Source organism: Corynebacterium comes (assembly GCF_009734405.1).
Taxonomy (GTDB): Bacteria; Actinomycetota; Actinomycetes; order Mycobacteriales; family Mycobacteriaceae; genus Corynebacterium; species Corynebacterium comes.
The window spans coordinates 367,456-386,865 of sequence record NZ_CP046453.1; the positions used below are offsets into that span (position 1 = coordinate 367,456).

A 19,410-nucleotide genomic window follows, 5' to 3' on the forward strand; every position below is an offset into this window, starting at 1 on the left:
TCCTTTCCTCGAAAGTGAATACTGCTGCAGTCACTCTAACCCCGAGTCGCCTGAGCGTGTTCCCAGGTCATGAAACCGCCGTCCAGGTTGGCGGCCTCGATCCCGAGATTGTCCAGGAGGCTGGCGGCCACGTGGCCACGCAGTCCCACGCGGCAGAAGACCAGTGACTTCGCGTCCCTGAGTTCCTCGGCGCGACCGCGCAGATCGTCGACCGGGATATTGACCGAGCCGGGGATCGTGTCGGCGGCGAACTCGCCCGGGGTGCGGACGTCGACGAGCTTCCAGCCTGCCGCCACCGCATCCTCGAGCTCGTGCCACTGGACGGTCCGCTCACCGTTGACCATGTTGTCGTTGACGTACCCGAGGAAGTTCACCGGGTCCTTCGCGGAACCGAACTGCGGTGCGTAGGCCAGCTCCAGGTCCGCCAGGTCCGTGGCGGTCAGTCCGCCGCGCATGGCGGTGGCGATGACGTCGATCCGCTTGTCGACGCCCGCCTCGCCTACCGCCTGAGCGCCCAGGATGGCGTCGGTGTCCGCGTCCACCATGAGCTTGAGGTGCAGGGTCTCGGCGCCCGGGTAGTAGCCGGCGTGGTCGACGGGGTGCACGTGGATGACACGGAGGTTCCGGCCGGCGGCACGTGCGTGCCGCTCGTTCCAGCCCACGGAGCCGGCGGCCATACCGAACAGTCCGACGATCGCGGTGCCCAGGGTCGAGGTGCGGCGGGTGTCCCGGCCGGTGATGATGTCCGCCACGAGGCGACCGTGACGGTTCGCGGTCTGTGCCAGCGGGACGAGGGTGTCTTCCCCGGAGACGGCGTCCGCCTTCTCGGCGGCGTCGCCCACGGCGAAGATCACGGGATCGGAGGTGCGCTGCTGGTCGTCGACCTTGATACCGCCGCGCTCACCGACAGCCAGTCCCGCCTTCGCGGCCAGCTCGCTGTTCGGGCGCACGCCGATCGAGGCGATGACGAGGTCGGCGGGGATGACGCGGCCGTCGGAAAGCGAGAGGCTGTCCGGGCCGATGTCGGTGGTGTCGCCGTTGGTGATGATCCGCACTCCGTTATCCACGAGGTGCCCCTCGACGATCGCCGCCATCTCCTCATCCATCGGCGTCAGGATCTGCGGGGCCCGCTCGATGACGGTGACCTCCAGATCCCGGTGGCGCATGTTCTCGGCCAGTTCGAGGCCGATGAAACCGCCGCCGATGATGGCGACTGACGTCACGTCCTCGCTCAGTGCCGCAATGACCGTGTCCACGTCCTCGACTGTCCGCAGGTGCAGCGCCCGCTCGATGCCCGGGATCGGCGGGATGACCGGGGATGCGCCGGGGGAGAGCACCAGATGGTCGTAGCCGATGGCGTCGCCGGTGTCCGTGGTGACGATCCTGTTCTCCCTGTCGATGTCGACGGCGCGGGTATTCACGCGGACATCCAGGTTGAAGCGTGCGGCGAGGGACTCCGGGGTCTGCAGCAGCAGCGACTGACGGTCCGGAATGACGCCGGAGACGTGGTACGGCAGGCCGCAGTTGGCGAAGGAGACGTAGCCGGAGGCCTCGAGGACGATGATCTCCATCTCCTCGTCGCGGCGGCGTAGTCGGGCTGCGGTGGACATGCCGCCGGCGACGCCGCCGACGATGACAGTGGTGGTCATTGTGGTTACTGAATTCCTAACGGTTGAAGAGGCCGGAGAACAGACCCGGCTTCGAGGCGGTGGCTGCGGATTTGTCGCAGGTGCACCACTGGTTGGCGGGGACGCTGGACTTGACCTGGTCGACGTGCTGGCCGCAGCCGGCCCAGGTGGTCTTGTTGCAGGTGGGGCACTTGACGGGGTAGCACATGGGTTTCTCCTTGAGGGGAACTGGGGGTCTCTGCGGAATAATATACCCCCAGGGGTATGCCCTCGTGCAAGTCCCTCGTGTGGATGGTGGAGAAATTCCTGCTCAGGGCAGGGCCGACTAACGCTGGGTCAGACGCAGGAGATCCTGCTGCACCTCACGGCGACGGATCTTGCCCATCTGATCGCGGGCGAGCTCCTCGAAGTGGTAGAACGTGCGCGGCACCTTGTACCGGGTCAGTCGCTCGCGGGCGAAGTCCTTCAGACCCTCGGGGTCCAGGGCGGCCCCCTCACGCAGGGTCACACAGGCGACGACGTCCTCGGATCCGTCCTCCCGCGGGAGGCCGACCACCGCAAGGTCGACGATGTCAGGATGGTCCCGCATGGCGTCCTCGACCTCCGCCGGATACACGTTGAAACCACCCGTGATGATGACCTCCTTGATGCGCGCCACCAGGCGGATGAAGCCATCCTCCTCCATCACGCCGATGTCACCGGTGCGGTACCAGTCGCCGTGGAAGCTCTTCGCGGTCGCCTCCGGCTGGTTGAGGTAGCCGGGGAACACCTGCGGGCCACGGACGAGGATCTCGCCCTCGGTGCCGTCCGGCTGGGTCAGGTCGAGATCATCCGGGTTGGCGATGCGTACCTCGGTGTCCGGGAACGGGATTCCCACGTATCCCGGGCGACGCTTCCCGGTCATCGGGTTACCCACGATGACCGGCGAGGTCTCGGTCAGGCCGTAGCCCTCGACCAGGCGGCCGCCGGTGGCGCGTTCCCACCTCTCCACCGTGGACACCGGCAGCGTGGCGGCACCGCAGAAGGCGTTGCGGATGCCGGAGATGTCGATGTTGTCCTTCTCGGCGGCCTCGACGATCTTCTCGTAGAGGGTGGGCACACCCGGCAACCAGGTGGGGGTGTGCTTCTTGATCACGTCCATGATCAACGGGATCCGGGGCGCCGGAAGCAGCACCATCTCGCCGCCGATGTACACCGACAGGGTGCCGACCATCGTCAGGCCGTAGGCGTGGAACATCGGCAGGGCGGCGAGCATCCTTTCGTCCTGCTCACCGAGTCCCGGCACCCAGCTCTTGCCCTGGATCATGTTGGCGAAGAGGTTGCCGTGGGTCAGCTGCGCCCCCTTCGGGGCGCCGGTGGTGCCGGATGTGTAGAGGATAAGCGCGATGGAGTCCTTCGTCACCGACGGCTCGGAGATGATGTCCCCACCTTCGCCGCCGATGGCGGCACCGATGAGCGCCTCCCACGGCACGGTGTTGGGGGCGGGGGAGGACAGGGCGTCGCGCTGCTCCCTGACTCTCTTGATCGGCAGCTGCAGGGCGAGCTGCTTGACCTTCGGCATGGCCGCGATCATGTTGACCGAGATGATGGTCTCCAGGGAGGTGGAGCTGCGCAGCTTCTCCAGGGTGGCGGCCGCCTTGTCCCAGACAATCGCCACCCGGGCCCCGTGGTCGGAGAAAGGGCCGGCCAACTCGTGTGCGGTGTAGAGGGGGTTGTGCTCCACCACGGTCGCGCCCAGCTTGAGCACCGCGTAGAAGGCGGCGATGTGCTGCGGGCAGTTCGGCAGGATGATGGCGACCTTGTCGCCGGGACGCACGCCGAACGCGCGCAGGCCGGCGGCGGCGCGGCGGACCTGCCGGTCCAGCTCGGCGTAGGTCTGCGAACGGCCGAAGAACCAGGTGGCCGACTTCTCGGCGTTGATGGCCAGGTTGTTGTCGTAGACGTCGAGAAGCGTCGTGTCGTCGTAATCGAGGGAATGGGGGGTCCACTCCGGGTAGTGCTGCAGCCATGCCTTGGTCTCGAATGCCGACATCAGTGCGCCTTCCAGTCAGGTTTCGTGGTGGGGCCCAGTATAACGACGTAGCCACCTACTATTGGACGCATGCGCGTTGCGATGATCTCCATGCACACCTCCCCGCTGCAGCAGCCGGGATCCGGCGATGCCGGTGGCATGAACGTCTACGTCCTCAACACCGCACGCCAGCTGGCCAGACAGGGGGTGGAGGTGGACATCTTCACCCGGGCAACCAGACCGAGCCAGGGGGAGGTGGTGGAGGTCGAGCCGGGTCTGCGTGTGATTAACGTCGTCGCCGGCCCCTACGACGGTCTGGAGAAGGAGGCCCTGCCCACGCAGCTGGCGGCATTCGCCGGCGGCGTCGTCCAGTTCCACCGCTGCAACGACGTGGACTACGACCTCATCCACTCCCACTACTGGCTGTCGGGCCAGGTGGGGTGGCTGCTGCGGGACCTCTGGGAGGTGCCGCTCGTGCACACGGCGCATACGCTGGCAGCGGTGAAGAACGCCCACCGCAGCGCCGACGATTCACCGGAGTCGGAGGCGCGGCGCATCTGCGAGCAGCAGCTGGTGGACAACGCGGACTTCCTGGTGGTGAACACGCATGAGGAGACCAAGGACCTGGTCGACCACTACGACGCGGACCCGGACCGCATCGTCGTGGTCTCCCCGGGCACCGACATCGACCTGTTCACCCCCGGCACGGACCGCAACACCGAGCGCTCCCGCCGACTGCTGGGAATCCCGCTGGATGCGGAGCTGGTGGCCTTCGTGGGTAGGCTCCAGCAGTTCAAGGGGCCGCAGGTGCTCATCCGCGCGACCGCCGAGCTGGTTCGACGCGATCCCGGCCGCAAGCTGCGGGTGATCATCTGCGGCGGCGCATCGGGGGCGGCGGCCACCGAGCGGCAGTACATGCAACTGGCACACGAGCTGGGTGTCTCGCGCCGGGTCCGGTTCCTGGACCCCCGTCCGCCAGAGGAACTGGTGACGATCTACCAGGCGGCCGACATCGTCGCCGTCCCCAGCTACAACGAGTCCTTCGGCCTGGTCGCGATGGAGGCGCAGGCCTGCGGTACCCCGGTCATCGCGGCACGTGTCGGCGGCCTGCCGGTCGCGGTGTCCGAGGGGGAGACCGGCCTGCTCGTCGACGGCCACGACACCAATGACTGGGCCGACGCGATAGAGCAGCTCCTCGACGACGACGACACCCGTCTGCGGATGGCCGGCGAGGCAGTCGCCCACGCGGCGAACTTTTCCTGGTCCGCCTCGGCCTCCCAGCTGGCGTCGGTGTATTCCGAGGCGCTGAGTGTGGAAGTGGAGGAGTGCCCGCCCCGCAGGGAGCGTGCGGGTGGGCGACACTGAGCCGCGTGGGTGGTCGGCCGGGGGATTCCCGGCATCACCGGTGCGGACGTGGCATATTGGATACATGACAAACGGAAAGCTCATTCTCCTCCGCCACGGGCAGAGCCAGTGGAACAAGTCCAACCAGTTCACCGGCTGGGTGGACGTGGACCTCACCGAACAGGGCGAGGCTGAGGCCGCCCGCGGTGGCCAGATGCTCAAGGAGGCCGGCCTTCTGCCGGACGTCCTGTACACCTCACTGCTGCGTCGTGCCATCCGCACCGCGAACATCGCGCTCGACGCCGCTGACCGCCACTGGATCCCCGTGATCCGCGACTGGCGCCTCAACGAGCGTCACTATGGTGCGCTGCAGGGCCTGAACAAGGCCGAGACCAAGGACAAGTACGGCGACGAGCAGTTCATGGCGTGGCGTCGTTCCTACGACACCCCGCCGCCGGAGCTGGCTGATGACGCCGAGTACTCCCAGTCCGACGACGTGCGTTACGCCGGCCTCGAGTCCATTCCGCGCACCGAGTGCCTGCTCGACGTGGTTAACCGTCTCATGCCGTACTTCGAGGAGGAGATCATGCCGCGCGTCAAGAACGGCGAGACCGTCCTGGTCGCTGCGCACGGCAACTCCCTGCGTGCCCTCGTCAAGCACCTCGACAACATCTCGGACGAGGACATCGCCGCGCTGAACATCCCGACCGGCATCCCGCTGGTCTACGAGATCACCGCTGACGGCACCGTGGTCAACCCGGGCGGCACCTACCTTGATCCTGAGGCTGCCGCCGCCGGTGCCGCCGCCGTCGCGGCCCAGGGCGGCAAGTAGCCTGTAGCGCGTGTCCACTGTCCTCGCGTTTCTGTTGGGCGTCGCCGTCGCCGGCGTCGCCCTTCCGACGTTGAACTGGGCGCGGAAGCGGATCATCCGCCACCGCTCCTCGGCGACGCTCGAGGACAACCAGGTCACCACCGTCGGCCAGGTCCTGCACCTGGCGATTCAGGGTTCTCCCACGGGTATCACCGTCCTCGACCAGAGCGGGGAAGTGATTCTGTCGAATGCCCGCGCCCACGAGATGGCGCTGGTCCACGACCGTTCCGTCAACCAGGAGGTGCGGAAGGTCGCGGCCGAGGTGTTCGTCGACAAGGAGTCCCGCTCCCTGGAGCTGTCCATGCCCAAGCGACGGACCGGCAACCGGGTGTCGTCGGTACGCGCGCTGATCAAACCCCTCACGCTCGTCGACGACCGCTTCGTCATCGTCTACGGCACGGACGAGAGTGAGAACGTGCGTATGGAGTCCGCCCGCCGTGACTTCGTGGCCAACGTCTCCCATGAGCTGAAAACCCCGGTCGGCGGCATGGCCCTGCTGGCGGAGGCGCTCATGGAGTCGGTGGACGACCCCGAGCATGTCCAGTATTTCGGCCAGCGCCTCCACAAGGAGGCCCATCGCATGGCCGACATGATCAACGAGCTCATCTCCCTGTCGAAGCTGCAGGGTGCGGAACCACTCCCCGAGATGGAACCCGTCTCCGTTGACGAGATCATCGCGGAAGCCTTCACCCGCAACCAGATCGCCGCCGACAACGCCGAGATCACCCTGACCAAGGGGGCGGACTCGGGTGTCCTGGTCATGGGTGACAGATCGCTGCTGGTGACGGCCGTGTCCAACCTCATCTCCAACGCCATCAACTATTCGCCGCAGTCGGTGCCGGTGTCGGTGACGCAGAAGGTCACCAGTGACGACGTCGTGCTCATCCGGGTCACCGACCGCGGCATCGGCATTTCGCCGGAGGACCAGAAGCGCGTCTTCGAACGTTTCTTCCGTGTGGACAAGGCGCGGTCGAGGTCGACCGGTGGCACGGGGCTGGGTCTGGCCATCGTGAAACACGTCGTGGCGAACCACGGCGGTAACATCAAGCTGTGGTCCCGTCCCGGCACCGGGTCCACCTTCACCATCGAACTTCCGATCTATCATCCTGAACCGGCCCCGGCGGCCATCCCGCCGACCGGGCAGGATGAAGAGGCAACGTCCACCGGGCCTTTGCGTCAGGCCGTGTCCCGGGTGGCGACACGTCGAAAGGACAAAGCATCATGACGACCATTCTCATAGTTGAGGACGAGGAGTCCCTCGCGGACCCCCTGGCCTTCCTGCTGCGTAAAGAGGGTTTCGATGTGGTCATCGCCGGCGACGGCCCGACCGCTCTCGTGGAATTCGACAGGAATGACATAGACATCGTCCTGCTCGACCTCATGCTGCCCGGCATGTCCGGCACGGATGTGTGCAAGCAGCTGCGCACCACCTCGAGCGTCCCGGTCATCATGGTCACGGCACGCGATTCCGAGATCGACAAGGTCGTCGGGCTGGAGCTGGGTGCGGATGACTACGTGACCAAGCCCTATTCCTCCCGTGAACTCATCGCCCGTATCCGCGCCGTCCTGCGCCGCGGGGCGGACACCGACACCGGTGCCGACGAGATGGATGACCGGGTGCTCGAGGGCGGCCGCGTCCGCATGGACGTCGAGCGCCACACCGTCACCGTCAGCGGCGAGCCGGTGCCGATGCCGCTCAAGGAGTTCGACCTCCTGGAGTACCTCCTGCGCAACGCCGGCCGTGTACTCACTCGTGGTCAGCTCATTGACCGGATCTGGGGAGCCGACTACGTCGGTGACACCAAGACCCTCGACGTCCACGTCAAGCGACTGCGTTCCAAGATCGAGGAAGAGCCCTCGCGTCCGAAGCACCTGGTCACGGTCCGTGGCCTGGGCTACAAGTTCGAGGCCTGATTCCGGCTGGCGGGGTGCGTGGTGCTGAAGCCGGCGGCGGCGCGGCGTCGGCAGTGGTCCGCGAGCACCTCATAGGAGGCCTCTCCCATCAGCGCCGTGAGCTCATGCTTCATTGACACCCACACGGGGTCCGGATGGGTGTGGCAGGAGCTCGAGCTGGAGCACCACCAGTCGAAGTCCTCGCCGCCGCTGCCCCATGCGCGGCGGTCGTACTCGCCGATGACGGTCCGCAGAATCTCCTGGCCGTCGGTCCGGTCTTCGTAGTCCTCGTGACGGCGCAGCGGGACCTGCCAGCACACCTCAGGCTTCTCGACGGTCAGGTCACGGCCTTCAGCCACCGCCCACTGGTGGATGGCGCATCCGGTTCCCGTGGCCCAGCCTTCACGGTTGGCGAAGATGCAGGCGCCCCCGATGGTCTTCGTCTTCAGGGAGGGTTCCGGTTCGCCGTCGTCACCGTCGAGTTCACCCCACTCCAGCCAGGGTTCGAGGTCGATGGCCTCGCCGCTGGTGAGGTGCTCGTCCACCCCCTTTGGGCGGTGCTGCCAGTATTTCGCCGGCATCTCGGCGACGGCGTTGTACAGCTGATCGCGGTCAGTCTCATCGGCAAGGTAGGCACCGTGGACACAGCAGCCGATGTCGGGCTGCCCCGAATCGATGCCCTGGCATGTTTCGGTGCCGAAATGGCAGGTCCAGTGCGATTCGATCCATGTCAGATCGACGCTGTACGTATGAAGCGGATCCTCCGGGCTGACGAATTCGAACCATTCCCGGGGGAAGTCGGGGGCTTCTTCACCTCCGGCCAGAATCTGCCGGCCGGCGGGAGAGGTTTCAGGGAAACCCAGAAAAACCTGGGGGGAAGGAGGGGGATTCACACCTCTCCACGCTAGACCGTCTACCCTGAGTGTTGTGCGACTAGGTGTATTGGACGTGGGCAGTAACACTGTCCACATGGTGGCGGTCGACGCCCGTAATGGTGGACATCCGACCCCAATGAGCGATTGGAAGACGAGCCTGCGGCTCGTGGAACTCATCGACGGGGACGGAGCCATCGACGACAAGGGAATCAAGCGTCTGACGAAGGCGGTCGCCGAGGCGGCCGATCTCGCGTCGACCCTCGGATGCAGGGAGATCATGCCCTTCGCGACATCTGCGGTCCGTTCCGCCACGAACTCCAATGACGTGCTCGACGCCGTCGAGGCTGAGACCGGTGTCCGCCTGGAGGTCCTCTCCGGTGAGGACGAGGCCCGTCTGACCTTCCTCGCCGTCCGGCGCTGGTACGGCTGGTCGGCCGGGCGCATCACCAACCTGGACATCGGTGGTGGTTCCCTCGAACTGTCGACCGGTTCCGATGAGACCCCGGACGTGGCGATCTCGCTCGACCTCGGCGCCGGTCGCCTCACCCACCAGTGGTTCGACGCGGATCCGCCGGAACGCAAGAAGATCAACCTCCTGCGCGACTACATCGACGCAGAACTCGTCGAACCTGCCCGCCGGATGCGCACCTACGGCAGTGCCGGGGTCGCTGTGGGAACCTCGAAGACCTTTCGTACCCTCGCCCGCCTGACCGGCGCCGCACCCAGTGCTGAAGGTCCCTACATCAAGCGCACCCTCACCGCACCGGGTCTGCGCCAGCTCATCGCCTTCATCTCCCGTATGACGGCCGCCGACCGCGCCGAGCTTGAGGGCATCAGCTCCGACCGTTCACACCAGATCGTCGCCGGTGCCCTCGTGGCGGAGGCCAGCATGCGCGCCCTCGGTCTGGAGCAGATCGAGATCTGTCCCTGGGCCCTGCGCGAAGGTGTCATCCTCCGGCGCATCGACAAGGGTCTCGACGAGATCCCCCAGGAAAGGAAGTGACCATGAGCGACAAACAACTGACCGTCGCCGAGTTGCTCGCGCGCACCGGTCGGGACGATAAGGACGGTGAGGTTCCTCGCCGCCGACGTCGCAGCCTGGATGAGGGGGGAATCTCGGTCGCTGAGCTCACCGGCTCCATCCCGGCCGTCAAGGAGAAGCCCGTCGAGTCGAAGCACTCCTCAGTGCCCATCGACGGCCCGGCGCCCGAGCCGAAGAAGCCCGAGCTGAAGAAGGATGTCGGGCCGGCGGAACCGGAGCAGAAGAAGACCCCGGCCACGGATCAGACGGTCGTGTTCGGCAAGGTCGAGGCCGAACCCCCGACGCCTGCACAGGAGCAGACCGGCGAGATCGCGGTGGTCGATGACGTGGAGGAAAGCGGCGTCGAGAAGCAGGATGTCGACGAGATGGAGGATCCCGCAGAGGTCGGGGAGAAGACCTCGGTCACCGGAGTGATCCTGCTGACCATCATCGGCGTGGTCCTCGGCGTCGTGGTGTTCAAGGGCTTCGAGATGCTGTGGGAGAACTTCTCCCGCCCGGTCGTGGCTGTGCTGGCGGTCCTGGTCACCATCGGCATGGTGGGCGTGGTCAAGGCGCTGCGCACCGCGAATGACGGGTTGTCGATGTTCCTGGCCGGGCTGGTGGGCCTGGTGATGACGTTCGGCCCCCTGGCTGTCGTGCTGATTTAATCGCCCGTTATGGCACTCTGGGGTGCATGACGAAAATTGTGGTGCTCGGAGGCGGAAAGATCGGCGAAGCGCTGATCTCCGGCCTCGTGAACTCAGGCACGGACCCCCAGACGATCACGGTGACCAACCGCCGCCCGGAACGCGGCGAGGAGCTCCGTGAGCGCTACGGAGTGCGCGATCTCACTGACAACCGGCAGGCGGCGGAGGACGCCGATGTGGTGTTCCTGTGCGTCAAGCCGCACATGACCCTCGAGGCGCTGGGGGAGATCAGCGACGCGGTCGAGGAGAATGACGTCTCCACGGTGCTGGTGTCCATGGCGGCGGGGGTGCCGCTGGGGGCGATGGAGGACTCCGTCGTCGCCGGTACCCCGATCATCAGGGTCATGCCCAACACCCCGATGCTCGTGGGGCGTGGAATGAACGCCATCGCGGTGGGCCGCTTCGTCACCGCGGAGCAGCTCGCCGAGGTCACTGCGTTGTTGTCCTCCGTGGGTGAGGTCCTGCCCGTCGCGGAATCCGACATGGACGCGGTCACTGCCCTCGCCGGCTCATCCCCGGCCTATTTCTTCCTCGTGGCCGAGGCGCTCATCGACGCCGGCGTCTCCCTCGGCCTCACCCGCGGGGTCGCCGAGAAGCTCGTCACCACCTCTGCCGCGGGTGCAGGCATCATGCTCTCGGATTCCGGCCAGGATCCGGCGACCCTGCGTGCCAACGTCTCTTCCCCGGCGGGCACCACTGTCGCGGCCCTGCGGGAGCTGGAGGAGTCCGGACTGCGGGGAGCTTTCTTCCGGGCCACGGAGGCCTGCGCGAAGCGATCTGCGGAGCTCGGAAACATCCAGTGAGGGGAAAGTCCAGGAAATTCCGGCACTTGGGTCGCAACTGTCACATGATTCACGCTAGGCTGGTTCAAGCACGTGCGTGTCCGATCTGCGGGAGGGGAAGCCTGCAGCGCGCCACCTGCTGAAGGGTTGATGATTATGGCTAATGCAGACAAGGGAACTTTTCTGACGGTCGCTGAGGTCGCGGAGATCATGAGAGTCTCCAAGATGACCGTGTACCGGCTGGTTCACTCCGGTGACCTGCCGGCCGTTCGCGTGGGTCGCTCGTTCCGGGTCCACGAGAAGGCGGTCGACGACTACCTCGACTCCTCGTACTACGACGTCGGATAAGTCTCCCCTCCGCCCGCGGCGTCCACCACTCTCTCCGAGTGGTGGACGCCGCGGGCCTTTTTTGGTTGACCGGATGGGCGTCGGTATGATGGAACGCATTCGTGCCGACGGTCCGAACGCGCAGCCAGCGCGGTCGAGAGTGCACCTCGAGGTAAGTCGGCAGGTTACGTACGTACTCACTCTCTATCTGAGGAGACCCCATGGGTTCAGTCATCAAGAAGCGCCGCAAGCGCATGTCCAAGAAGAAGCACCGCAAGATGCTGCGCCGCACCCGCGTTCAGCGTCGTAAGCTCGGCAAGTAGATCTTCTTGTACGGCAGAGGCCGCCGGTAGCCTCCCACTTCGGGGGAGCGCCGGCGGCCTCCGGCGATTCCCGGGTCCGGTAACGGCCTCGGGAGCTACTCCTCCGGCCTGTTGCGCCGGAAGACCCGCCAGCTGCCCAGGCTCGCGGCGGCGGTGGCCAGAGCCGGCAGGCCCCAGGTACGAACGGCCCGGCGGATGTTCCGGTAGTCACGGATCTGCCAGCCCCGCCGGGCGGCCTCCCTCCGCAGCTTGTTGTCGGGGTTGATTGCCACGGCGGTGCCGACCATGGACAGCATGGGGATGTCGTTGATGGAGTCGGAATACGCCGTGCAGCGGGCCAGGTCGAGCTGCTCGATGGCGGCGAGTGCCGCCACGGAATGCCTCTTGCCCGGCCCGTGCAGAATGTCACCCACCAGTCGGCCCGTGAATCGGCCGTCCTTGACCTCGGCGACGGTGCCCAGGGCGCCGGTGAAACCGAAACGCTCAGCGAGGATCTGCGCGAGCTGCACCGGGGTGGCGGAGACCAACCAGACCTGGTGGCCGGCGTTGAGGTGCATCCGGGCCAGTTCGCGGGTGGCGGGCCACGCTTTGTCGATCATGGAGGAATCCACGATCTCCTCGCACAGTCTCACCAGTTCCTCGACGCTCTTGCCCTTGATGAACTCCAGTGCCTGGTTGCGGCCCTCCGCGACATCGGCGGCGTTCTCTGAGCCGGTGATGCGGAACTTGATCTGTTTCCAGGCGATGGGCAGGATCTCGGAGATGCGGAAGTACTTCTTCCGGAACAGGCCGATGGCGAACACGACGAGCGAGGAACCCTGGATGAGGGTGTTGTCCACGTCGAAGAAGGCGGCCGCCCCGACGTCCTGGGGGATGTCGGGGTCCGGGGCATTGATGCGGAACCCGCCGGCGGCCTGGATGGAACCGCTGACGGAGTCGACGCCGGAAGAGAAGGCGTCGAGCTCGATCCCGAACGTCTCCTGGACGGCGGCTGCTGCGGCTGCCTCACCGGCGGTGCGCTGGGATTCTTCGTCGATGGGCGGAAGCGCCCGATCCTCGAGGAAGCGGCGGAGGTTGCCTCGGGTGGCGCTCCAGCTGGCGAGAAATTCCTGGGGTGTCCCCGGGAACAGGGGATCGTCGGGGGAGTGGCTCACTGCGCGTTCCGAGCCTTCCTGTGTGCGGGATGAGTGGGGCGGTATCGTGTCAATGGTAGGCGCGACACGGGTAGCGTGCCCGGGTGAATGGAGACTGGTGGACAATGGCTGAGACGGTGGAGCTGATGATCCGTACGACGTGCGGGTCCTGTGCCCGCGTGGAGCACCAGATCACGCCGATCGTCGAGGCCGCCGGTCTGGAGCTCACCGTGATCAACGTCGACCACGATCCGGGGTTGGCGATCGAGTTCGGGGACCGCGTGCCCGTGATCGTCATTGACGGCGAGGAGTTCGCCTGCTGGGAGGTCGACGATGACGAACTGGCGGCCGCTCTCGCCTGACCGGGTGGGGCCGATGGAGCTTTCCCGGTGTCCGGGGGTATCCTTTTGTTTGATCCACCCCGAGGGTGCCTGCACGGAGCTCCCCGGGGTCTGTCCTTAACTACGTCCGTGAAGTTGAAAGCGGTGAAGGAAAACGTGAGTGTTCTCGTCGTGGGAATGTCGCACCGGTCTGCGCCGGTGGCACTGCTCGAACGGCTGAGCATGGACGAGTCTGTCCGCCACGACACCAGCTCCCGCCTCGTCGAACGTCCCGCGCTCAGTGAGGCGATGATCGTCTCCACATGCAACCGCCTGGAGATCTACTCCGTCACCAACTCCTTCCACTCCGGTGTGCAGGATGTGGTGGAGGTGTTGCACGAGATCTCTGACGTCGACATCGACACGCTGCGGGGCTACCTGTACGTCCGGTACGCCGATGCAGCGGCCGAGCACATGATGGTGGTCGCCTCGGGCCTGGACTCCATGGTGGTCGGCGAGCAGCAGATCATCGGCCAGGTACGCACCTCGTACCAGGAGGCCACCGAGAAGGGCACCGTCGGGCCGGGGCTGCACAGGCTGGCGCAGACCGCGCTGCAGACCGGAAAGCGGGTCCACTCGGAGACCGACATCGATGATGCCGGGGCGTCGATGGTGTCCGTGGCCGTGGATGAGGCCCTGGAGAACCTGCAGATCGACAACCTCGAGGGGAAGACCGCACTGGTGCTCGGCGCCGGCGCGATGGCGTCGCTGGCGGCGACCCACCTGGGCCGGCTGGGCGTCGAGAAGCTCATCATCGCCAACCGCACGCGTGAACGCGCGGAGCGGCTCGCGGAGCACTCCCGCGAGGCCGGCGTCGCGGCGGAGGTCGTGGATTTCGAGGACCGCGCGGCCACCCTCTCGCGGGTCGATCTCGCGGTGTCCGCCACCGGCGCCGATGAATTCACCATCACCCCCGCCGACATCCCGGCGGAACGCCTCCGCGAACTCATGCTCATCGACCTGTCCATGCCGCGCGACATCGATGACTCGGTCGTCCAGTTCGACGGCGTGAACCTGGTCAACATCGAGCGTCTCCACCAGACGATCTCGGGCCGCGGCGAGAAGGCCACCGGCCACACGGCGGCGCTGGCGATCGTGGCGGAGCAGCTGCGGGAGTACACCTCCGAACAGCGGGTCCGGGATGTGGTGCCGGCGGTGTCGGCGCTGCGTCGGCACGCGGCGGAACTCGTCGACATTGAACTCGAAAGACTGCGTGGCCGGACCCCGGACATCGACGGCCCGGATTTCGAGGAGGTCACGCGCACGGTGCGCCGTGTCGTGGACAAGCTCCTCCATGAACCGACGGTGCGGGTGAAGAAGCTCGCCGCCGAATCTGGCGTCGTCTCCTACGACTCCGCCCTCCAGGAGCTGTTCGGGCTGTCCACCGAGGCGCCGGCCGTTGCCGTCGACGTCGCGGACCTGCCCGAGGGCAAGCTCACCACCAAGTAACCTCCAAGGAGTTTTTTCGTGACCCTGAAGATCGGCACCCGCCGTTCCAACCTCGCCACCACCCAGTCCGGGCACATGCGTGACGCCCTGATCGAAGCCGGCTACGACGCCGAGCTGCACCTGGTGACCACCGCCGGCGACGTGAACATGGCACCCGTCGAACGCATCGGCGTCGGCGTGTTCACGCAGGCGCTGCGCGAGGCTCTGGAGGCCGGCGAGTGCGACATTGCGGTCCATTCCTTCAAGGATCTGCCCACCGCCCCGGACGAGCGCTTCCACCTTGTCGTGCCCGTGCGTGCCGACGCCCGCGAGGCACTCATCGCCCGGGACAACCTCACCCTGGATGATCTCCCGCAAGGTGCCCGCGTGGGCACCTCCGCCCCGCGGCGCATCTCCCAGCTCAAGGCGGTCCGCCCGGACCTGGACATCCGTCCGCTGCGCGGCAACATCGAAACCCGCATGGGCAAGGTCACCGAGGGGGAGCTCGACGCCGTCGTGCTGGCCTACGCCGGTCTGTCCCGCGTCGGCCAGGGCGGGCGCGCCACCCAGATCTTCGACCCGTCCGTGATCCTCCCGGCACCCGCCCAGGGGGCACTGGCCATCGAGTGCCGGGCAGGCGACGTGAAGGCCCGCGAGGCCATCGACAGGCTCCTCGACGCGGCGGCCTTCCGCTGCGCCACCACCGAGCGCATCGTGCTCAACCGACTCGAGGCCGGCTGCACCGCACCCGTCGCCTCCCATTCGACCATCGACGCAGACGGGACCATGCACCTGACCGCCGGCGTCTACGCCCTCGACGGTTCTTCGCAGCTGGTCTACACCGGCTCGGGCACCGATCCGGTGGCACTCGGCGAGGCGGCGGCGGCCGACCTCCTGGGACGTGGCGCGGCGGACCTCATCGCCAAGTAGCTCTCCGGCGTATAGACTCGCCAGCACAATGGCTGTTCTCAAGATCACCGACCGGCAGGTCACCGTCTCTCTCGACTGGTGGGAGAAGCTCGCGGCGCGTCGCTCGAACTTCACCATCCCGACCCGCGCGATCACGGGGGTCTCCGTCGTCGAGGACGCCTGCAGCACGGCCATGGCCGTGCCCTCAGGCAGGCGCGCCCCCGGCACCCGTATCCGCGGCGTCACCAACACCGGAACATTCATGGCGGCCGACGGCACCGGGGCCAGTACCTTCGCCGTGTGCCACGGCAAGGGCCGGGGCATCATCCTGGAGCTGAAGTCAGCCACCGTGACTCGAATCATCATCTCCACCCCCAATGCCGAAGACTACGCACGTGAGCTGTCCCTGCTCGTGGGCTGATTACCCGCGGGCGCTCCCGGTCCGGAAACGGCTCTGAGGGCCGTCGTCACGGGGCTACCGGCCGCCAGTCTCGGAAACGGGCTTTTCGTATTCCGGGCTTCCTAAATTAAGGTGTGAATACCACACTATGTACGCCCCTGAGCGATATGGCCCCCTTTAGTCCCGCAGCAGGGCGTGCATCTGTGTCCGAACCTGTTGCGAGTAGTCCCACACTAGAAATGATCCGTATGAGCATGGTCCCTCAGACCTCCCAGCCGGGAAAGGTCGTCTTCGTCGGCGCAGGCCCCGGAAACCCCGATCTGCTGACCGTTCGTGCCCGCGAGGTGCTCGCTGCAACAACCATTGCCGTGACCGACCCTGGCGTGCTCAGTGGTGTTCGCGAGGTGGTGGCCTCCGCGCTGCCTGTCCCGCAGGAGCGTATCGACGCCGCCGAAGCCGAGTACGAGCGCATCTGTTCCGAAGCAAAGGAGGCCGGCGCGCGTCGTCGTCCGCCGCGCCCGCCGGAACCGACCGCTGCCGACATCCGTGACGTGGTGTCCCTCGAACCCCGGGAGGTCGTGGCGCAACTGCGTGACGCACTTGCCGAGGGCACCGGCGATGTCATCCGCCTGGTCACCGGCAACCCGCTGACCCGTGATTCGACGATGGCGGAGATTGCCGCCGTCGCCGCCGCCGGGCTCGAGTTCCAGATCGTGCCGGGCATGTCCCTGCCGTCGACGGTCCCGTCCTTCGCCGGCATCGGCCTGGGCTCCACCTACACGGAGACCGACGTCACCAACAACAACGTCGACTGGGATCAGCTGGCCAGCGCACCGCAGCCGCTCGTGCTGCAGGCCACGGCAGAAGACCTGGCGACCATCGCCACCGAGCTGATCGCCCGGGGGATGGGGGCCGACATGCCCGTGTACGTCACGGTCAACGGCACCACCCGCCTGCAACGCACCCACGACGCCACCCTGGGCACCCTGGGGCGACTGGATGCGGAACTGCCTGGCCAGCTCGTGATCACCCTGGGCAAGGGCGTCGACGACCGCACCAAGTACTCCTGGTGGGAGAACCGCCCGCTCTACGGCTGGCGCGTGCTGGTGCCGCGGACGAAGGAGCAGGCGGCGTCGATGAGCGCCCGTCTGTCCGGCTACGGCGCGATTCCGCAGTCCGTGCCGACGATCTCCGTGGAGCCGCCCCGCAACCCTGCGCAGATGGAACGTGCCATCAAGGGCATTGTCGAGGGCCGCTACCAGTGGGTTGTGTTCACCTCCGTCAACGCCGTGTCCGCCGTGTGGGAGAAGATCGTCGAGTTCGGTCTCGACGCCCGCTCCTTCGCCGGCGTCCGCCTGGCCGCCGTGGGCACGAAGACCGCTCAGGCGGTCCGCGACCTGGGCATGACGCCTGAGCTGCTGCCGGACGTGACCCGGCAGAACGCTGCCGGCCTTGTCGAAGTGTTCCCCGACTATGTCGAGGATCTCGACCCGGTGGGTCGCGTCCTGCTGCCGCGTGCGGACATCGCCACCGACGTGCTCGTGGACGGCCTGGTCGAGCGTGGGTGGGAGGTCGACGACGTCGTCGCCTACCGCACGGTCCGCGCCGCCCCGCCCTCCGCCGAGATCCGCGAGATGATCAAGTCAGGTGGCTTCGACGCCGTCTGCTTCACCTCCTCCTCGACAGTGAAGAATCTGGTGGGCATCGCCGGCAAGCCGCATCAGCGCACCATCATCGCGTGCATCGGCCCCATGACCGCGGCCACCGCCAGGGAGATGGGCCTGCGTGTCGACGTCGTCCCGGAGATCGCCGAGGTCCCCGACCTTGTCGACGCCCTCGCCAGCCACGTTGCCGGCCTGCGCGCGGCCGGTCAGCTCCCGCCCCCGCGCAAGAAGCGTCGGGCCAGGCGTAGGCCGACCGAAGCCTGAGGCGGCCGGGGACCAGGGGAGTGATTCTGTCACTCCGCGGCCTGATGGACCGTCTGGTCTGTTTCCTGGCCCTTTACTTGGGTCAGAATGAAGTGGACGGCGGTCGAGCCGGGTAATTCGAGGACATTTCATTCTTTTCCTGAACTGTCCTGTCTAGTGAAAATAACTGCCTTCACCTGGCCTGGTCTGTTGAACTGCGTTGTTTCCGGTGCATGTCCAGGGAAAATCCTTCGATTAGTGGACTGACAGGTCTATTCTGACGGACGTGAACGCGTCTGCCATTACTCTCGCCGGTACCGGACTCAGCCATTTCCGGCAGCCGGAAGCCCCCGTCGCACGTGTCCTCCATCAGATCCGCACGGTGCCTGGTGTGACCCGGGGGATGCTGCGGGATGGGTTGGGCTACTCACAGCCGAGCGTGACCAGGCACGTTCGGGCGCTCATGGAGGCCGGCCTGGTCGAGGAGCATCCGGTCGACCCGGACGGCGAACGCACCGGCCGACCCCACGTCAGCCTCAGCGTCGATGCCAGCCACGTGGTGGTCTGGGGGGCGCACATGGGGCTGCGTTCCACCGTCGTAGCCGCCAGCGACGGGGCGGGTCGGCTGATCCGGGAGGAATCGATCGACATTCCTGTGGCGGAGCTGCCCCCGGAGGTTGCGCTCGACCGCCTGGCGCAGGCGCTCGACCGTGTCGGCGTGGATCTGCCCCGCCCCGTCTCCGTGGGGGCGGCGTTCTCGTCGCATCTGGATCGCCAGGGCGCGATCACATCCCCCGCCTACGGTTGGGACCGGGTGAATCCGGGCGTCCACCTGTCGGCGGCACTCGGCCATGCGGTGGCCGTCAGCTCCGGCGTGGCGGCGATGGCCGGCCGTGAACTCTCCGCGACGCCCCTCGATGCCGGACCTGCGGGTTCGACGCTGTATTTCTATGCCCGTGAGGTGGTCAACCACGCCTGGATCGTCAACGGGGCGGTGCATCGGGCACACTCCGGGCAGTCTCCGGAGTCTTTCGTGGAGGTGCCCGCAGGCAGCGCGCTCGCGCACGTTGCCCCGGGCGCTCATCCCCTGGGGAAGGCGACGGTCGTGCATGCCGCGCGGCGCGCAGGCCTGGATGCACCTGACTTTCCTTCGCTGGTCGCCCTCGCGGAGACGGACAGCCGGGCGCGTGCGCTCCTCGACGAACGCGCTGACCTGATTGCCCGGGCGATCCTCCTGTCACTGGATGTCATGGACCCGGAGACGCTCGTCCTGGCGGGTGACGGCTTCCGGATGGACCGGAAGGGACTGCGCACGGTGGTGACGAAGATCCGCGCACGCAGGGGCGGCCCGGATCAGTTGCGGATCAACCTTGCGGGACCGCATGTCATCCGGGACGCCGCGTTGCTGGCGGGACTGCACCAGTTCTGGCGGAATCCGCTGGACCCGGAGGTGGCGTGACGGGCAGGACCT

The 19,410-nt window shown here is 66.8% G+C and carries 20 protein-coding genes; 15 read left to right on the plus strand and 5 right to left on the minus strand.

Annotated elements, in window-relative coordinates; genetic code table 11:
• Positions 1–35 precede the first annotated feature (35 nt).
• From CETAM_RS01785 to CETAM_RS01790, 3 genes are all read right to left on the minus strand, one after another.
• On the minus strand, positions 36–1,649 hold the full coding sequence (locus CETAM_RS01785) for an FAD-dependent oxidoreductase (RefSeq protein ID WP_156226804.1): 1,614 nt from the start codon (positions 1,647–1,649) through the stop codon (positions 36–38).
• Between the two features lie 16 nt (positions 1,650–1,665).
• Positions 1,666–1,836: a hypothetical protein gene (locus CETAM_RS13695; RefSeq protein WP_197085775.1), complete on the minus strand. Its 171-nt coding sequence runs from the start codon at positions 1,834–1,836 to the stop codon at positions 1,666–1,668.
• Between the two features lie 117 nt (positions 1,837–1,953).
• Positions 1,954–3,660, minus strand: a complete 1,707-nt coding sequence (locus CETAM_RS01790; RefSeq protein ID WP_156226805.1) for a long-chain-fatty-acid--CoA ligase — start codon at positions 3,658–3,660, stop codon at positions 1,954–1,956.
• A gap of 69 nt (positions 3,661–3,729) precedes the next feature.
• On the opposite strand from CETAM_RS01790, the gene mshA reads away from it, so the two are divergent.
• From mshA to CETAM_RS01810, 4 genes are all read left to right on the plus strand, one after another.
• A complete protein-coding gene (gene mshA / locus CETAM_RS01795; RefSeq protein WP_156226806.1) occupies positions 3,730–5,004 on the plus strand; it encodes a D-inositol-3-phosphate glycosyltransferase in 1,275 nt (424 codons plus the stop codon).
• 64 nt (positions 5,005–5,068) lie between these two features.
• A complete protein-coding gene (locus tag CETAM_RS01800; protein ID WP_156226807.1) occupies positions 5,069–5,815 on the plus strand; it encodes a phosphoglyceromutase in 747 nt (248 codons plus the stop codon).
• A 10-nt stretch (positions 5,816–5,825) separates the two neighbouring features.
• The gene (locus tag CETAM_RS01805) at positions 5,826–7,079 is read left to right on the plus strand and encodes a sensor histidine kinase (RefSeq protein ID WP_156226808.1); all 1,254 of its coding nucleotides are present in this window, start codon (positions 5,826–5,828) and stop codon (positions 7,077–7,079) included.
• Positions 7,076–7,768, plus strand: a complete 693-nt coding sequence (locus CETAM_RS01810; protein WP_156226809.1) for a response regulator transcription factor — start codon at positions 7,076–7,078, stop codon at positions 7,766–7,768. Before CETAM_RS01805 ends, CETAM_RS01810 begins: the two co-directional genes overlap by 4 nt.
• Here the strand turns inward: CETAM_RS01810 and CETAM_RS01815 are convergent.
• Positions 7,750–8,640 carry a hypothetical protein gene (locus CETAM_RS01815; RefSeq protein WP_156226810.1) on the minus strand — a complete coding sequence of 297 codons (891 nt, stop codon included), beginning with the start codon at positions 8,638–8,640 and terminating at the stop codon, positions 7,750–7,752. The two genes, CETAM_RS01810 and CETAM_RS01815, sit on opposite strands and share 19 nt — an antisense overlap.
• A gap of 34 nt (positions 8,641–8,674) precedes the next feature.
• Between CETAM_RS01815 and CETAM_RS01820 the strand changes: the two genes are divergently transcribed.
• The 5 genes from CETAM_RS01820 to CETAM_RS01840 all read left to right on the plus strand — a co-directional run bounded on the left by CETAM_RS01820 (position 8,675) and on the right by CETAM_RS01840 (position 11,782).
• Positions 8,675–9,625: a Ppx/GppA phosphatase family protein gene (locus tag CETAM_RS01820; RefSeq protein WP_156226811.1), complete on the plus strand. Its 951-nt coding sequence runs from the start codon at positions 8,675–8,677 to the stop codon at positions 9,623–9,625.
• A gap of 2 nt (positions 9,626–9,627) precedes the next feature.
• A complete protein-coding gene (locus CETAM_RS01825; RefSeq protein ID WP_156226812.1) occupies positions 9,628–10,311 on the plus strand; it encodes a hypothetical protein in 684 nt (227 codons plus the stop codon).
• Between the two features lie 26 nt (positions 10,312–10,337).
• Positions 10,338–11,153 carry a pyrroline-5-carboxylate reductase gene (gene proC, locus CETAM_RS01830; protein ID WP_156226813.1) on the plus strand — a complete coding sequence of 272 codons (816 nt, stop codon included), beginning with the start codon at positions 10,338–10,340 and terminating at the stop codon, positions 11,151–11,153.
• A gap of 135 nt (positions 11,154–11,288) precedes the next feature.
• A complete protein-coding gene (locus CETAM_RS01835; protein ID WP_156226814.1) occupies positions 11,289–11,480 on the plus strand; it encodes a helix-turn-helix domain-containing protein in 192 nt (63 codons plus the stop codon).
• Between the two features lie 200 nt (positions 11,481–11,680).
• Positions 11,681–11,782, plus strand: a complete 102-nt coding sequence (locus CETAM_RS01840; protein ID WP_003855542.1) for a 30S ribosomal protein bS22 — start codon at positions 11,681–11,683, stop codon at positions 11,780–11,782.
• A gap of 95 nt (positions 11,783–11,877) precedes the next feature.
• Here CETAM_RS01840 and CETAM_RS01845 read toward each other — a convergent pair whose 3' ends face one another.
• Positions 11,878–12,936 (minus strand): HAD-IB family hydrolase, encoded by a 1,059-nt coding sequence (locus CETAM_RS01845; protein ID WP_156226815.1) that lies wholly within the window; start codon positions 12,934–12,936, stop codon positions 11,878–11,880.
• Between the two features lie 104 nt (positions 12,937–13,040).
• Here CETAM_RS01845 and CETAM_RS01850 point away from each other — a divergent pair, with 104 nt between their 5' ends.
• The 6 genes from CETAM_RS01850 to CETAM_RS01875 all read left to right on the plus strand — a co-directional run bounded on the left by CETAM_RS01850 (position 13,041) and on the right by CETAM_RS01875 (position 19,398).
• Positions 13,041–13,277 (plus strand): glutaredoxin family protein, encoded by a 237-nt coding sequence (locus tag CETAM_RS01850; protein WP_156226816.1) that lies wholly within the window; start codon positions 13,041–13,043, stop codon positions 13,275–13,277.
• A gap of 135 nt (positions 13,278–13,412) precedes the next feature.
• A complete protein-coding gene (locus tag CETAM_RS01855; protein ID WP_156226817.1) occupies positions 13,413–14,744 on the plus strand; it encodes a glutamyl-tRNA reductase in 1,332 nt (443 codons plus the stop codon).
• An 18-nt stretch (positions 14,745–14,762) separates the two neighbouring features.
• Entirely contained in the window at positions 14,763–15,653 is an 891-nt protein-coding gene (hemC, locus tag CETAM_RS01860; RefSeq protein WP_156226818.1) for a hydroxymethylbilane synthase, read from the plus strand.
• Positions 15,654–15,681: 28 nt separating this feature from the next.
• Positions 15,682–16,053, plus strand: coding sequence for a hypothetical protein (locus tag CETAM_RS01865; RefSeq protein ID WP_156226819.1), 372 nt, complete (start codon positions 15,682–15,684; stop codon positions 16,051–16,053).
• Between the two features lie 227 nt (positions 16,054–16,280).
• Positions 16,281–17,960: a bifunctional uroporphyrinogen-III C-methyltransferase/uroporphyrinogen-III synthase gene (locus tag CETAM_RS01870; protein ID WP_197085776.1), complete on the plus strand. Its 1,680-nt coding sequence runs from the start codon at positions 16,281–16,283 to the stop codon at positions 17,958–17,960.
• A 265-nt stretch (positions 17,961–18,225) separates the two neighbouring features.
• Positions 18,226–19,398: an ROK family transcriptional regulator gene (locus tag CETAM_RS01875; RefSeq protein WP_197085777.1), complete on the plus strand. Its 1,173-nt coding sequence runs from the start codon at positions 18,226–18,228 to the stop codon at positions 19,396–19,398.
• The last annotated feature ends 12 nt before the right edge of the window (positions 19,399–19,410 follow it).